Genomic DNA, 15,838 nt, shown 5'->3' with positions numbered 1-15,838 from the left:
GATTTACAATATGTCTACAGAATTATTCTCTACTCTGCCCTATAAGGTGGCAGATATTACACTTGCTGATTTCGGACGCAAGGAAATCGATTTGGCAGAAAAAGAAATGCCCGGCCTGATGGCTCTTCGCGAAAAGTATGGAGAATCCAAACCGTTAAAAGGTGCCCGCATTATGGGGTCGTTGCACATGACCATTCAAACGGCTGTGCTGATTGAAACATTAGTGGCTTTAGGAGCTGAAGTACGTTGGTGCTCTTGTAATATATATTCAACGCAGGATCATGCTGCTGCTGCGATAGCTGCTGCCGGTGTACCGGTATTTGCATGGAAGGGCGAGACTCTTGCCGATTATTGGTGGTGCACGTTGCAGGCATTGAGCTTTGACGGCGGCAAGGGACCGAATGTGATTGTAGATGATGGTGGTGACGCGACAATGATGATCCACGTGGGTTATGATGCTGAAAATAATGCTGCCGTATTGGATAAGGAAGTACACGCGGAGGATGAAATAGAACTGAATGCTATCTTGAAGAAAGTGTTGGCAGAAGACAGTACTCGCTGGCATCGCGTAGCGGAAGAAGTGCGTGGCGTATCTGAAGAGACTACGACAGGCGTACACCGTTTGTATCAGATGCAGGAAGAAGGCAAATTGCTGTTCCCGGCATTCAATGTAAACGACTCGGTAACGAAATCTAAGTTTGATAATCTGTACGGTTGCCGCGAATCGTTGGCCGACGGAATCAAGCGTGCAACAGATGTGATGATTGCCGGAAAAGTAGTAGTGGTATGCGGTTATGGTGATGTGGGTAAAGGCTGTTCTCACTCCATGCGTTCTTATGGAGCGCGGGTGCTCGTGACGGAGGTAGACCCGATCTGTGCACTGCAGGCTGCAATGGAAGGTTTCGAAGTAGTGACGATGGAAGAGGCTTGTCTGGAAGGTAACATCTTTGTGACTACGACAGGTAATATCGATATTATCCGTATCGACCACATGGAGAAAATGAAAGACCAGGCTATCGTTTGCAACATCGGCCATTTCGATAATGAAATTCAGGTAGATGCTTTGAAACATTATCCGGGCATCAAATGTGTGAACATCAAACCACAAGTAGACCGTTATTATTTCCCGGATGGACATAGCATTATCTTGTTGGCCGACGGTCGTCTGGTAAATCTGGGATGTGCAACAGGACACCCGTCATTCGTGATGAGTAATTCATTTACCAATCAGACATTGGCGCAGATAGAACTGTTCAACAAGAAATATGATATCAATGTATATCGCTTGCCGAAGCATCTGGACGAGGAAGTGGCTCGCCTGCATCTTGAAAAGATCGGTGTGAAACTGACTAAGCTGACTCCCGAACAGGCCGCTTATATTGGTGTATCGGTGGATGGACCTTATAAAGCAGATCATTATAGATACTAATTTGATTTACGATTAGACGATTTACCATTTACGATTGATAAATAAGGGAGATCGATATTCCACTGTTATCAATTGTAAATGTTAGATTGTCCGGTCGTATTTATTTTTATATTCAAACTTCAATCGTAAATAGTAAATCGTGTCATCGTAAATGAAAAAGTTTCTTCCTGACTTAATAGCCATTCTGGCTTTTATCATTCTTTCTTTCGCCTATTTTTTTCCGGCTGATATCGAAGGTCGTATCTTGTTTCAGCATGACACGGCTGCCGGAGTCGGTGCAGGACAAGAATCGAAAGAGTATCTCGAGCGTACCGGAGAACGTACGCGCTGGACAAACTCGATTTTTGGAGGTATGCCTACTTATCAGATGTCTCCGAGTTACGACTCGACAACGTCCCTGAAAGGGGTGGAGAAGGTTTATCGCCTCTTTCTCCCGGATTATGTAGTGCTGACTTTTATCATGATGCTGGGATTCTATATCCTCTTGCGGGCGTTTGGAATATCGGCCTGGCTGGCAGGATTAGGCGGAGTGATATGGGCATTCTCTTCCTATTTCTTCATTCTGATACCGGCAGGGCATATTTGGAAGTTTGTGACATTGGCTTATATACCACCTACGATTGCAGGTGTCGTTCTGGCTTACCGGAAGAAATACCTGTTGGGCGGAATCGTTACGGCCCTGTTCATCGCCCTTCAGATTCAGTCGAATCACATTCAGATGAGCTATTATTTCATGTTTGTGATCCTGTTTTTTGTAGGAGCTTACTTTGAAGATGCTTACAAAAAGAAAGAATTGCCTCATTTCTTCAAGGCTAGCGGGGTTTTAGCACTGGCTGCCGTGGTAGGAGTCTGCATCAATATTTCCAATCTGTATCATACGTATGAATATAGTAAGGAGACGATGCGCGGCAAGAGCGAATTGAAGCAGGAGGGAGCTGCTGCCAGTCAGACTAGTAGCGGATTGGATCGTGATTATATAACCAACTGGAGTTATGGTATCGGTGAAACGTTGACGTTGCTGGTTCCGAATGTAAAGGGGGGAGGATCAGGATCTACGATGTCACAGAGCGAAGCTGCTATGGCAAAGGCCAATCCAATGTATAACGGTATTTACTCACAGTTACCTCAATATTTCGGTGAGCAGCCGTGGACAGCCGGTCCGGTATATGTGGGGGCATTTGTGATGTTCCTCTTTGTATTGGGGTGCTTTATAGTGAAAGGTCCTCTTAAATGGGCGCTGCTGGGAGCTACTATCTTCTCGATTCTGCTTTCATGGGGAAAGAATTTCATGGGGCTGACGGACTTCTTTATCGATTATGTCCCGATGTATAATAAGTTCCGCGCTGTATCTTCTATTCTGGTAATAGCTGAATTTACAATACCTTTGTTGGCGATTTTTGCCTTGAAAGAGATTTTGAGTAAACCGGATATGCTGAAACAGGAAAAGAACTGCAGAGGAGTGATTGCTGCGTTGGTACTAACTGCCGGTGTGGCACTCATTTTAGCTGTCGCCCCGGGCACTTTCTTCTCCAGCTTTATAACGACACAGGAGATGACTGCTTTGAAACAAGCACTTCCTGCCGAACATTTGGCTCCGTTTGTGGCCAATCTGACTGAAATGCGCGAAGCCATTATTGCTTCGGATGCATGGCGCAGCTTCTTTATTATAGTGATCGGTTGCCTGTTCTTATTCTTGTATCAACTGCGGAAGTTGAAAGCCTCTTTTACACTGGCGGGTATTGCACTTTTGTGTCTGATAGATATGTGGAGTGTCAATAAACGCTATTTGAATGACGAACAGTTCGTGCCGAAGTCGAAGCGGTCAGAAGCATTCGTGAAAACACAGGCGGATGAGATTATTCTTCAGGATACGACTCCGAATTATCGTGTACTGAACTTCATCGGTTTCCCCGGTAATACATTTAATGAAAACAATACAGCATATTGGCATAAGAGTGTCGGTGGCTATCATGCAGCGAAACTTCGCCGCTATCAGGAAATGATAGACCATCACATCGTGCCCGAAATGAAAGAAACTTATCAGGCTGTGGCTACTGCCGGTGGACAGATGGACAGTGTGGATGCTTCTAAATTCCGTGTACTGAATATGCTGAATACCAAATACTTCATTTTCCCTGCCGGAGAGCAAGGGCAGGCTGTTCCTGTCATGAATCCTTATGCATACGGTAATGCATGGTTCGTAGATAAGGTGCAGTATGTAAATAATGCAAATGAAGAAATAGATGCTTTGAACGATATTCTTCCAACGGAAACAGCCGTAGTGGATGTGAAGTTTAAAGAACAGCTGAAAGGTGTGACAGAAGGATATAAAGATTCACTATCTACCATCCAGTTAACCAGTTACGAGCCAAATCGTTTGGTTTATAAGGCCTCCACTCCTAAAGACGGAGTTGTTGTTTTCTCTGAAATATATTATCCGGGATGGCAGGTGAATATCGATGGCCAGCCGGTGGATATTGCCCGTGCAGACTATATCTTGCGTGCGATAAATATGCCGGCAGGGGAACATACCATCGAGATGTGGTTTGATCCGCAAAGCATACACGTCACGGAAAGTATTGCTTATGCAGCACTGGCTTTGTTGCTGATCGGAGTTATGGTTCTTGCGTGGACGCAGCGGAGCAAGATAGCGAAGAAGTCTTAAGCGAAATGTAATAGAGATCGTTCAAAAGCCTTGATCTTATAAAAATCACCTTTGCTGCAACATATTGTGCAGTAAAGGTGATTTTCTTTTTAGGGACTTTTCAAACTCATATCAAATAAGGGCGGCTCTCTTCCTCACGAAGAGAGCCGCTACTTTACATTCACTAAAAAATTATGAAAAACAAACGCTGTTCATAGAAACATATTAAGTGTGATGTTTTAGAGATTTTTTTGTTCAAAATCCGGACCCTTGTCAGGATGATTATCTTTGTGCATTCTTCTTTGAGAAGCTTTTTTACGTGCGGAATTTTGTTCGGCCTGCCATTTCTCATACTGTTCTTTTGTCAGAATCTTTTTTATTTTCTTTTCTTTGGTTTCTGCGGCTTTCTTTTGTGAGTCGGCAGAATTGGTATCTCTGTTCATCATCGGACCACCTCCCATTCTGCCCGGGAAACCACCTTCTCCCATCATTGGCGGTTGGCCTCCACCCATTGGCGGACGTCCTCCCCGCATACCGGGACCTTCTCCCATTGGTGGGCGATAGTCATCCGAATTTTGCATAGCCTTGAAAAATGCTTTTTGCTCTTTCAGGTTCAGCTTATATATTTTCTTATATTGTTTATCTGTCAGTTGGAGCAACTTATTCATTTGCTCTGTCATCTGGATTGCTACCTTCTCTGGATTCAGAACTTTGCGTGGAAGATGCTTTTCTTGTTGCTGCCTTTCTTGCGGCTCATAGGCTTCTTGTGCATTTATAAAACCTGCACAACATGTTAAGCTGACTGCCAATCCTATCAATTTCATGTTTTTTCTCATTTCTCTTACTGCTTTTATTTGTTTTAATATCTCAAAGCTAAGTAGATACTGGAGCAGATAAAAATAAAATCGACTAAGGGTGGAGATTTGTCTATCAAATGCCTGACTTTTCTTCGTCCGATGGGTTTATGCTATTATGCTTTAGGATGGAGGAAGGTTCCCCGCCTTGAAACTACAACAGTAACCTATTACCATACTGAATATACGATGAATAAAGGGTTTGATAATATAGGTGATAGGTTGAAAGAGGATTCTTGTTTTTATCTATGAGAGTGACTGTCCATTCATTTACCCATTGAAAAAGGAAAATATGAATATAAACAAATAGTTTGTGGATAGTCTCATTATGCTATAAGCTGCTAAATTTGTAGCCAATAATAGAGCATATATTATGAAAAGACTACTATTCATTTTTTCCTTTTTTTTCTTGTTCGTGTTAAACGGAAAAACACAGGAGGTAGAGATTCTGACATTAGAGGATTGCCTCCGCATTGGTATTGACAATAACTTGTCGTTAGAAGGGAAACGTAAAGAAATACAAAAAAGTAAATATGGCGTATCTGAAAACCGTTCGAAGTTGCTGCCGCAAATTAATGCGATAGCCGGTTATAATAACAATTTTGATCCTCCGGTGTCAGTCACAGACGGTTCATCTTACGGAGTTCCCTATAATATAACGAAAACATTGCAACATTCTGCTAATGCAGGACTGGAAATGCAGATGCCGCTTTTCAATCAGACTCTTTATACTTCTATGTCCATAGCTAAAGTGATGGAAGAAATCAGTCGTCTGTCTTATGGAAAAGCCAGGGAAGATGTTATTCTTCAAATCAGTAAGATGTATTATCTCGGACAGGTCACGGCCGAACAAATCATGCTGATAAAAGCAAATATCACCCGTCTGGAAGAATTGAGAGATATTACACAGGCTTTCTTCGATAATGGAATGTCTATGGAAGTCGATCTGAAAAGAGTCAATATCAATTTGGAAAATCTGAAGGTGCAATATGACAATGCACAAGCAATGATGAAACAGCAATTGAATATGCTGAAATACATTATGGATTATCCGGCTGAAAAGGAAATCGCGCTGACACCGGTAAATACCGATAGCATTACTACGGTAGCCCTGACCGGCTTGTCGGAAAATATCTATGAACTTCAACTCTCACAATCGCAAGTGCAACTGGCGGAACGACAAAAGAAGATCATTACTAATGGATATATCCCTTCTCTTAGTCTGACAGGCAGCTGGCGATATGCCGCATATACGGATAAAGGTTATCATTGGTTCCACTCCGGTCCGTCCAATCAATGGTTTCGTTCCTATGGAGTGGGGCTAACCTTGCGTATTCCGATTTTCGACGGACTGGATAAAACCTATAAAATAAAGAAGGCGATGATCGATATAGAGAACAAAAGGCTGGCATGGGAAGATGCCCGGAAGAATCTGCAAACTCAATATCTGAATGCTGTGAACGACCTGATGAACAATCAGCGTAACTTTAAGAAACAGAAGGATAACTACTTGCTTGCCGAAGATGTGTACGCAGTCACTTCCGACCGTTACCGGGAAGGCATTGCTTCTATGACGGAAGTGCTGCAAGATGAAATGCAGATGAGCGAAGCTCAAAACAACTATATCAGCGCACATTATAACTATCGGGTGACTAACCTGATGCTGCTTAAACTAACCGGACAAATAGAATCATTAGTCAAATAATACGCAAATAACAATCATAAATATGGAAACAATGGAAAATAACCTTCCTTCCGCTACTCATCAGGAGAAAGCAAAAAAAATGAAGAAACTTCGTCGCTGGCAGATTGCTATCAGCCTTTTCGGAGTGGCTATTATTGTTTGGGGAGTGATTGAAGTGATCTGCCTTTTTTTGAATTATAGCCAGACGGAGACTAGTAACGATGCACAAATAGAACAATATGTGTCTCCTATCAATCTACGTGCTTCAGGTTACATTGACAAAATCTACTTTACAGAACATCAGGAGGTACATAAAGGAGATACTTTGCTGGTACTGGATGATCGTGAATATAAAATTCGCGTAATGGAGGCTGAAGCTGCCTTGAAGGATGCGCAAGCCGGTGCGACCGTCATCAATGCTACACTCAATACCACGCAGACAACAGCATCTGTTTACGATGCGTCTATTGCCGAGATTGAAGTACGGTTGGCGAAACTGGAAAAAGACCGGAAACGATATGAGAACCTCGTGAAACGAAATGCGGCTACTCCTATCCAACTTGAACAGATTGTCACTGATTATGAAGCTACGCGTAAGAAGCTGGAAGCTACGAAAAGGCAGAAAAAAGCAGCTCTTTCCGGTGTAGATGAAGTGTCCTACCGTCGCATGAATACCGAAGCGGCTATTCAAAGAGCAACAGCTGCGCTCGAAATGGCCCGGTTGAATCTTTCCTATACGGTTGTAATAGCTCCTTGTGACGGAAAACTCGGCCGTCGTTCATTAGAGGAAGGACAGTTTATTTCGGCAGGGCAGACCATCACCTATATTCTTCCTGATACCCAGAAATGGATCGTTGCCAATTATAAGGAGACACAAATCGAGAACCTGCATATCGGACAGGAAGTATTTGTCACAGTAGATGCCATTAGCGATAAAGAGTTTAAAGGCAAAGTCACCTCTATATCAGGAGCTACCGGGTCTAAATATTCATTAGTGCCGACGGATAATTCGGCAGGTAATTTTGTGAAGATTCAGCAACGTATTCCCGTACGAATCGATTTCACCGATTTATCGAAAGAAGATAACGAACGGTTAGCAGCAGGCATGATGGTAGTAGTGAAAGCCAGACTCTAATCCCTCCGCCTCTTCTGTCTATATACAGTGCCTTATAATTTTTAATTTATATTTTTAATTAGTCCGATGCCCTCTTATCCTAAAAATTATCCTTTCTATGGTTGGATGCCCAAGCCGTTGGGTATTATCATTCTGTTATTTTTCTTTCTGCCGATTCTTACGGTAGGCGGGGTTTATTCGGTGAATAGCACCGAAATGATGAGCGGGCTTGGCATAATATCCGAGCATATCCAGTTTGCCAACTTTGTTACTTCTATTGGTATGGCAGCCTTTGCTCCTTTCCTATATCAGTTGGTGTGTGTACGGCGGGAGAAGATGATGTGTATTGTCGGGTTTGCGTTCATGTATATATTCAGTTATATCTGTGCAAAGACAGACAGCGTTTTTCTGTTGGCGCTTTGTAGTCTTCTGACGGGTTTCTTGCGTATGGTACTGATGATGGTCAATCTGTTCACACTCATTTGGTATGCGGGTGGAATGGAAGCTACCCGCAATATTACTCCGGGGTTGGAGCCGAAAGATACTGTCGGTTGGAATAAATTGGACATTGAAAGATGTGTGAGTCAGCCGGCTGTTTATCTGTTTTTTATGATTCTGGGACAGTCGGGCACAGCATTGACGGCTTGGCTGTCCTTTGAATATGAGTGGAAATATGTGTATTACTTTATGATGGGGATTCTCCTGATCTCTATTTTGCTCTTGTTTATTACCATGCCGAATTATAAGTTTCCCGGAAGGTTTCCTATTAATTTCCGTAAGTTCGGCAATGTCACTGCATTTTGCATCTCGCTGACTTGTCTCACGTATGTGCTGGTTTATGGAAAAGTACTCGACTGGTATGATGACGAATCTATCCGTTGGGCGACAGCTGTAAGTATTCTGTTTGCGGGAATTTTTCTATATATGGACGTAACGCGCCGGTCGCCTTATGTTTTGCTGGATGCGTTCAAACTGCGTACTATACGTATGGGAGCATTACTTTATTTATTATTGATGGTGATAAACTCCAGTGCTATGTTTGTCAATGTGTTTGCAGGAGTGGGGATGCATCTCGATAATCTGCAAAATGCTTCATTAGGTAATTGGTGTATGGTAGGTTATGCTATTGGTGCCGTGGTTGCTATGGTGTTGGGAGGTAAAGGATTACATTTTAAGTATCTGTTTGCGATGGGATTCTTCTTCCTGTCTTTATCAGCTGTTTTCATGTATTTCGAGGTACAGACAGCAGGAGTTTACGAGCGTCTGAAATATGCAGTTATCATCCGTGCTACAGGCATGATGATTCTGTATGCGCTGACGGCTGCTTATGCCAATCAACGTATGCCTTTTAAATATCTTTCCACCTGGATCTGTATTATGCTTACTGTGCGTATGGTTGTGGGACCGAGTATTGGCGGAGCAATTTATACAAATGTTTTGCAGGAGCGGCAACAACACTATATAACCCGTTATGCGCAAAATGTGGACCTGCTTAATCCGGATGCTTCCACTTCCTTCCTTGGTACGGTACAAGGTATGAAATATCAGGGTAAGAGTGAGACGGAAGCCCGTAACATGGCTGCTATATCTACCAAAGGGCGTATTCAGGTGCAGGCCACGCTCTCTGCACTCAAAGAGATGGCGGGATGGACAATTTATGGTGGGTTAATTTGTATGATATTTGTGCTCGTTGTTCCTTATCCTAAACGAAAATTGCTAACTTAGCGTCGTTTTTGATAATGATCTGTTAATATATTAGTATGATGGATAGCGGACAAGATCGTTTATTGCAGTTTGAACGCGATTTGTTAAGTGGGAAAAATATATGTAGCTCCGAAGGGATATTTGTAAATTTTCCACCCTCACTGAAGAAACCTTTTCAAATGAAAGGACTGGGGCTGATTATTTGCCACCAGGGTAATTTCCAGTTTTCGCTTAATCAGAAAAAGCATTTCGCAGGAGCAGGCGAAAGTTTGTTTATTCCCGAAGACGGCGAGTTTCAGGTTTTGCAAGAGTCGGAAGACATGGAGGTGCGGATTTTGATTTATCAGATAGAACCGATCCGGGATATTATGGGGAATCTGGTTGTTTCCATGTATATGTATTCCCGCCTTACTCCCGAAGAACCTTCTTGTGTATGGTCTACTGGTGAGGAAGAAGAGATCGTAAAGTATATGTCCTTATTGGACAATGTGTTACAGTCGGAAGAAAATTCATTTAAACTTTATGAGCAGAAATTACTTCTACTTGCATTGACGTACAGGATTTGTTCTATTTATAATCGCAAACTCGTCAATGACGGGCGGGAAGTGGGAGGACGCAAAAACGAAGTCTTTATTCACTTGATCCAGTTAATCGAAAAATATTATATGCAGGAACGGGGTGTTGAGTTTTATGCGGATAAATTGTGTTTGTCTCCTAAATATCTTTCTGCCGTTTCTAAGAGTATCTGCGGATATACCGTGCAGGAACTTGTATTCAAAGCTATCATTCGTAAGAGCATCTCATTGCTTAAAAATACGCAGAAAGATATTCAGGAGATTTCAAATGCCTTCGGCTTCCCCAATGCTTCTTATTTCGGTACGTTCTTTAAGAAGCAGGTTGGGGTTTCACCGCAGCAATATCGGAAGAATCTTTAAACGTTTATTCTTTTTCACCATAGGCAAGATCGCCTGCATCGCCCAGTCCCGGAACAATGTAAGAATGTTCGTTGAGTTCGGGATCGATGGCTGCGCACCAGATTGTTGTCTTGTCTTCAGGAAATACATTCTTTATATGATCGATAGCCTTTTGGCTGGCGATAATCGAAGCAACATGAATTTCGGCAGGGTGTCCTTTGGTCAGCATTGCCTGGTAACTAAGTTCCATACTCCCTCCTGTTGCCAGCATAGGGTCGGTGATAATCAGCGTTTTGTCATCAATGCGGGGAGAAGCGATATATTCTATATGTATATCGAATTTTAGCGTATCTTTATATTTGCGGTAAGCGGAAACAAACGCATTCTCCGCCCCGTCGAAATAGCTAAGGAAACCTTGATGGAAAGGCAGACCAGCACGCAGGATCGTACTGATTACTAAATTGTTGTCCGGTGTACTGACCGGAGCGATTCCCAGTGGTGTCTGGATGTTCTTTACCGAGTATTTAAACTCTTTACTCATTTCATAAGCCATGATTTCTCCGATCCGTTCGATGTTACGGCGGAAACGCAGGCGGTCGTTCTGAACTTCTACATTTCTAATTTCGGATATGTACTGGTTTAGAATCGAATTAGTTTGGCCAAAATCAATTACTTTCATATTATTTTTTAATCAGATTTTAATCTCATTTTCACAGCATTGCTAGCATACTGACTTGCAAAGTAAACGATAATCTTTCAAATTGCAATATTCAGTTTGCAGATATTGTTAGGAATTTATAAAAGAGTTTCAATTAGGGAAAAATTTCTCTAATACCTTCTTCCTTTCCAAAGAAAGTATTACTTTTGTAGCCGGATTTACAAGGGGCTATCCAAAGCTCCCCATGTTAAGGTGAAAAGAGATAGAAAACAAAATACCAATTTTAATTAATTCAAAGAAAATGGCAAATTTAGATTTAAGCAAGTACGGCATCACAGGTGTGACCGAGATTTTGCACAATCCGTCTTATGATGTTTTGTTCGCTGAAGAAACAAAACCGAGTCTGGAAGGCTTTGAAAAAGGTCAAGTAACTGAATTAGGCGCTGTGAACGTGATGACAGGTATCTATACCGGTCGTTCTCCTAAAGATAAATTCTTCGTTAAGAATGAAGCTTCTGCTGATTCTGTATGGTGGACTTCTGAAGATTACAAAAACGACAACAAACCATGTACTGAAGAAGCTTGGGCTGACTTGAAAGCTAAAGCTGTAAAACAACTTTCCGGCAAACGTTTGTTCGTTGTTGATACTTTCTGTGGTGCTAACGAAGCTACTCGTATGAAAGTACGTTTCATCATGGAAGTAGCTTGGCAGGCTCACTTCGTAACTAACATGTTCATCCGCCCGACTGCTGAAGAACTTGCTAACTACGGAGAACCTGATTTCGTATGTTTCAATGCTTCTAAAGCAAAAGTTGACAACTACAAAGAACTGGGCTTGAACTCTGAAACTGCTACAGTATTCAACCTGAAGACTAAAGAACAAGTAATCCTGAATACTTGGTACGGTGGTGAAATGAAGAAAGGTATGTTCTCTATCATGAACTACATGAACCCGCTTCGTGGTATCGCTTCTATGCACTGCTCTGCTAACACCGATATGGAAGGAACTAGCTCTGCTATCTTCTTCGGTCTGTCTGGTACAGGTAAGACTACTTTGTCTACTGACCCGAAACGTAAATTGATCGGTGACGACGAACACGGATGGGATAACGAAGGTGTATTCAACTACGAAGGTGGTTGCTACGCTAAGGTTATCAACCTGGATAAAGAAAGTGAACCGGATATCTACAATGCTATCAAACGTGACGCTTTGCTTGAAAACGTAACTGTTGATGCTAACGGTAAGATTGATTTCACAGATAAGAGCGTGACTGAAAACACTCGTGTTTCTTATCCTATCTATCACATCGAAAACATCGTTAAACCGGTGTCTAAAGGTCCTCACGCAAAACAAGTTATCTTCTTGTCTGCTGATGCATTCGGTGTATTGCCTCCAGTATCTATCTTGAACCCGGCACAGGCTCAATACTACTTCTTGTCTGGATTTACAGCTAAATTGGCTGGTACAGAACGTGGTATCACTGAACCGACTCCGACATTCTCTGCTTGCTTCGGTGCTGCTTTCTTGTCATTGCATCCGACTAAATATGCAGAAGAACTGGTTAAGAAGATGGAGATGACTGGTGCTAAAGCATACTTGGTTAACACTGGATGGAATGGTTCCGGCAAACGTATCTCTATCAAAGATACTCGTGGTATCATCGATGCTATCCTTGATGGTTCTATTGACAAAGCTCCTACTAAGGTTATTCCTTTCTTCGACTTTGTTGTTCCTACAGAACTTCCGGGTGTTGATCCGAAGATCCTTGACCCACGCGACACTTACGAATGTGCTTGCCAATGGGAAGAAAAAGCTAAAGATTTGGCTGGACGTTTCATCAAGAACTTCGCTAAATTTACTGGTAACGAAGCTGGTAAGGCTTTGGTTGCTGCTGGTCCGAAACTCTAATTGGAGAATCAGATATAATATGGAAGGCGGTTCGATTTCGAACCGCCTTTTTTGTTTATGCCTGTGCCTTTCTATGAGAATAAATGCTGTTTGTTTAAAACTTTTCCCTATATTTGCCAAAACAGGAGTACTAACCTTTAAAGGCGGTTATGGTATATCTAGCTACTGACAAACAGACCTATGCGGATCTAAGCATTACAGAGACTGCTAATAATGAGCAATTTCTTTTCTCTTTGTTTTCCAAAACAGAGACAAAAGAAGGAAAAGCGCTGATGTTGAACCAGGGAAAACGCATTATACTCTTTCCTTAATCTTTTATACATTTATCTTACACCAATATTGTCTTTTCATCTTATTAATAAGATATTTATCTTTCATTTACAATATTATTTGAGTACATTTACGTGATTATAAATCACAATTAAAATGAAGCAAGAAACTAAAAGAAAGATTGAGATCAGCAACCTACATGAATTTGCTGATTCATTAATATTGATAGATAACCGGATAGACCGTTGTAAAAAACATCAGGCCAGTACCATTGTTCTTATTGCAATTTCTGCTGTTATATGTGGCGCTGATACTTGGAATTCAATAGAAGACTTTGGTAAAAGTAAAGAATCTTTTTTTGCAGCCAAGCTTTCCAATTTTAATGGTATCCCTTCCCATGATACATTTAATCGCTTTTTCTCGGCATTAGATCCTTTAAAATTTGAAGAATCTTATAGGCAATGGGTCCAAAGCATTCTCAAATGTTATTCGGGGCATATAGCCATTGATGGTAAAACCATACGAGGAGCCTATGAATCCGAACAGGACAAGCGTCATCGTAAACAAGGAGTGCTTCCTGATTCGAATACGGGAAAGTACAAATTGCATGTCATCAGTGCATTTGCAACAGAACTGGGAATCTCCCTTGGACAGTTATGTACACAAGAAAAGGAAAATGAGATAGTTGTCATTCCTGAATTATTAGATATGTTGTGTATAAAAGATTGTATTATTACAATTGACGCTTTAGGATGCCAGCGTACAATTGCAGAGAAAGTCATAAAGGGAGAAGGTGACTACATTTTTATAGTGAAAGATAATCAACCGAAATTAAAGGAAATAGTACTGTCAGTAACAGAAAGTATTGTATCAAAAGGTACAACAGTACGATTTGACAAATATGAGACGCATGAAGAAGGACATGGCAGGAATGAGTCGAGAATCTGCTATTGCTGCAACGATCCTGGTTTTCTGGGAGCAGATATTAGAAAGAAGTGGAAAAATATACAGTCTTTCGGATATATAGAGAATACCAGAAATACAAACAAAGGCACTACAGTGGAAAAAAGATGTTTTATATCTTCCTTGGAACCTGATGCGCAGAAGATACTTAAAAATAGTAGAGAACACTGGGAAATTGAGAATAATCTACATTGGCAGCTAGATGTCAATTTCCATGAAGATAATACCAGAAGAAGAAATATATCAGCATTAAACTTCTCCGTACTGGCGAAAATTGCATTGGCTACATTAAGAAACAACAAAAGAGAGATACCAATCAATAGAAAAAGATTAATAGCAGGGTGGGATAATGAATTCTTATGGGAACTTATTTTACATGATTTATAATGCGTTTTCCCTGGATGTTGAACTGGATTATGTATCCGCTAAGTGATTTGGGGGAAATCCGTAAAAGACAGGAGGCTATTGTCTGGGATGCTTTGCCCGAACTTCTTTTGAATGAAGAAGAGCTGGATTTTATTGAGTATTACTTGGCTTATCGTGACCAGATACGGGAAGCTCATATTTTACTTTCATGTGCTACTGTTATCGACCGTCTGGTGCGATATGATTCGACCCGTTATGTGATCTGCAGAGGGGTGAAATTAGTGGTTCATCTCTTGCATTGTCTGAAGGAATGGGCGACAGAACTACCACAGGACGCCCCGCAACTCATGAAAGAATCTGCTGCTATGATTGATAATATTCTCCATGGAAGTGAATTGGAGGAAGTATTGGAGCAGACCTCTGATGAGGAAAAACGACTATCTAACTTTGTCATAGACAAATTCGATTATCTGTTCCGGTGTACTCGGTTGTTATCTTTGAAGGAACTTCTGTCTGTTATATATCTACTTGATGTTTGCCGTACAGCTCACCGGGTGGCAAAAGAGAAGAGCTTCTGTTGTATGCCGGTAATGGTACCGACAATGGACTTCTCGGTGGAGGGAGTCGTTCATCCTTTTGTGAAAGATGCGCAGCCAAACCGTTGGCAGATGTCCCGGGGAAATATATGCATTTTTACAGGCTCTAATATGGCGGGAAAGTCAACAACTTTAAAGGCATTGACCTTGGCTGTCTGGTTGGCACATTGCGGTTTGCCTGTTCCTGTGAAATCAATGATTTGTCCTCTTTACGAGGGGATTTATACCTCTATTAATCTGCCGGATTCTTTGCGGGACGGACGAAGTCATTTTATGGCGGAAGTACTCCGTATTAAAGAAGTGATGCAAAAAGCTGTGACCGGAAAACGCTGTTTGGTGGTATTAGATGAGATGTTTCGCGGGACGAATGCTAAAGATGCGTTTCAAGCCTCCGTTGCCGTCAATGAATTACTGAAAAGCTTCTCTCATTGTCATTTCTTGATATCGACACATATTTTGGAATATGCGAAAGCCTTTGAAAAGGATTCTTCCTGTTGCTTTTATTATATGGAAGCAGAAATTATTGATGATGCGTTTGTCTGTCCTCATCGGTTGTTGTCAGGGATTTCAGAGGCCAGAGTCGGGTATTGGGTCGTGAAAAAAATACTGTCGGATGGTTTGATGTAATTTTACCTCATTATAGAGGTTGTTGAGATTCTGTTTTATTTTTATTAGATATATATTTTGACTACTTTTGTACAGACTATAAATGGGTTATTAATCTTAAATAACG

11 protein-coding genes and 1 pseudogene are annotated in these 15,838 nt (G+C 41.5%); 10 read left to right on the top strand and 2 right to left on the bottom strand.

The window, feature by feature from the left end; translation table 11 throughout:
- Positions 1–10: 10 nt before the first annotated feature.
- Together ahcY and Bovatus_RS13905 are read left to right on the top strand one after the other, a co-directional pair.
- Positions 11–1,429 (top strand): adenosylhomocysteinase, encoded by a 1,419-nt coding sequence (ahcY, locus tag Bovatus_RS13910; RefSeq protein ID WP_004302401.1) that lies wholly within the window; start codon positions 11–13, stop codon positions 1,427–1,429.
- 151 nt (positions 1,430–1,580) lie between these two features.
- Positions 1,581–4,094, top strand: a complete 2,514-nt coding sequence (locus Bovatus_RS13905) for a YfhO family protein (protein ID WP_004296426.1) — start codon at positions 1,581–1,583, stop codon at positions 4,092–4,094.
- A gap of 218 nt (positions 4,095–4,312) precedes the next feature.
- On the opposite strand, the gene Bovatus_RS13900 is transcribed toward Bovatus_RS13905, so the two are convergent.
- Positions 4,313–4,909: a hypothetical protein gene (locus Bovatus_RS13900; protein ID WP_004296425.1), complete on the bottom strand. Its 597-nt coding sequence runs from the start codon at positions 4,907–4,909 to the stop codon at positions 4,313–4,315.
- 391 nt (positions 4,910–5,300) lie between these two features.
- Here Bovatus_RS13900 and Bovatus_RS13895 point away from each other — a divergent pair, with 391 nt between their 5' ends.
- From Bovatus_RS13895 to Bovatus_RS13880, 4 genes are all read left to right on the top strand, one after another.
- Positions 5,301–6,632: a TolC family protein gene (locus Bovatus_RS13895; protein WP_004296423.1), complete on the top strand. Its 1,332-nt coding sequence runs from the start codon at positions 5,301–5,303 to the stop codon at positions 6,630–6,632.
- Positions 6,633–6,654: 22 nt separating this feature from the next.
- Positions 6,655–7,746, top strand: coding sequence for an HlyD family secretion protein (locus Bovatus_RS13890; protein ID WP_004296422.1), 1,092 nt, complete (start codon positions 6,655–6,657; stop codon positions 7,744–7,746).
- A 66-nt stretch (positions 7,747–7,812) separates the two neighbouring features.
- Entirely contained in the window at positions 7,813–9,450 is a 1,638-nt protein-coding gene (locus Bovatus_RS13885; protein WP_004323124.1) for an efflux MFS transporter permease, read from the top strand.
- A 38-nt stretch (positions 9,451–9,488) separates the two neighbouring features.
- Positions 9,489–10,364 carry a helix-turn-helix domain-containing protein gene (locus Bovatus_RS13880; protein WP_004323125.1) on the top strand — a complete coding sequence of 292 codons (876 nt, stop codon included), beginning with the start codon at positions 9,489–9,491 and terminating at the stop codon, positions 10,362–10,364.
- Between the two features lie 4 nt (positions 10,365–10,368).
- On the opposite strand, the gene upp is transcribed toward Bovatus_RS13880, so the two are convergent.
- A complete protein-coding gene (upp, locus tag Bovatus_RS13875) occupies positions 10,369–11,022 on the bottom strand; it encodes a uracil phosphoribosyltransferase (protein ID WP_004296418.1) in 654 nt (217 codons plus the stop codon).
- 280 nt (positions 11,023–11,302) lie between these two features.
- Between upp and pckA the strand changes: the two genes are divergently transcribed.
- The 4 genes and pseudogenes from pckA (at position 11,303) to Bovatus_RS13860 (ending at position 15,732) form a co-directional block, all read left to right on the top strand.
- The gene (gene pckA, locus Bovatus_RS13870; protein ID WP_004296417.1) at positions 11,303–12,910 is read left to right on the top strand and encodes a phosphoenolpyruvate carboxykinase (ATP); all 1,608 of its coding nucleotides are present in this window, start codon (positions 11,303–11,305) and stop codon (positions 12,908–12,910) included.
- Positions 12,911–13,059: 149 nt separating this feature from the next.
- Positions 13,060–13,191, top strand: a pseudogene (locus Bovatus_RS25250) (MutS-related protein); the annotation flags it as partial.
- A gap of 145 nt (positions 13,192–13,336) precedes the next feature.
- A complete protein-coding gene (locus tag Bovatus_RS13865; protein WP_004296414.1) occupies positions 13,337–14,530 on the top strand; it encodes an ISAs1-like element ISBaov2 family transposase in 1,194 nt (397 codons plus the stop codon).
- Positions 14,531–14,544: 14 nt separating this feature from the next.
- Positions 14,545–15,732: a MutS-related protein gene (locus tag Bovatus_RS13860; protein ID WP_105096243.1), complete on the top strand. Its 1,188-nt coding sequence runs from the start codon at positions 14,545–14,547 to the stop codon at positions 15,730–15,732.
- Positions 15,733–15,838: the final 106 nt, after the last annotated feature.

Origin of the sequence: Bacteroides ovatus, assembly GCF_001314995.1 — a bacterium.
Classification (GTDB): domain Bacteria; phylum Bacteroidota; class Bacteroidia; order Bacteroidales; family Bacteroidaceae; genus Bacteroides; species Bacteroides ovatus.
This window is presented reverse-complemented; position numbering and strand designations above follow the sequence as displayed.

Coding starts and splice junctions, on each gene's coding strand:
- upp (WP_004296418.1), bottom strand. CDS start 11,022: ATGAAAGTAATTGATTTTGGCCAAACTAATTCGATTCTAAACCAGTAC.
- Bovatus_RS13895 (WP_004296423.1), top strand. CDS start 5,301: ATGAAAAGACTACTATTCATTTTTTCCTTTTTTTTCTTGTTCGTGTTA.
- ahcY (WP_004302401.1), top strand. CDS start 11: ATGTCTACAGAATTATTCTCTACTCTGCCCTATAAGGTGGCAGATATT.
- Bovatus_RS13905 (WP_004296426.1), top strand. CDS start 1,581: ATGAAAAAGTTTCTTCCTGACTTAATAGCCATTCTGGCTTTTATCATT.
- Bovatus_RS13865 (WP_004296414.1), top strand. CDS start 13,337: ATGAAGCAAGAAACTAAAAGAAAGATTGAGATCAGCAACCTACATGAA.
- Bovatus_RS13860 (WP_105096243.1), top strand. CDS start 14,545: ATGTTGAACTGGATTATGTATCCGCTAAGTGATTTGGGGGAAATCCGT.
- Bovatus_RS13900 (WP_004296425.1), bottom strand. CDS start 4,909: ATGAGAAAAAACATGAAATTGATAGGATTGGCAGTCAGCTTAACATGT.
- Bovatus_RS13880 (WP_004323125.1), top strand. CDS start 9,489: ATGGATAGCGGACAAGATCGTTTATTGCAGTTTGAACGCGATTTGTTA.
- Bovatus_RS13885 (WP_004323124.1), top strand. CDS start 7,813: ATGCCCTCTTATCCTAAAAATTATCCTTTCTATGGTTGGATGCCCAAG.
- Bovatus_RS13890 (WP_004296422.1), top strand. CDS start 6,655: ATGGAAACAATGGAAAATAACCTTCCTTCCGCTACTCATCAGGAGAAA.
- pckA (WP_004296417.1), top strand. CDS start 11,303: ATGGCAAATTTAGATTTAAGCAAGTACGGCATCACAGGTGTGACCGAG.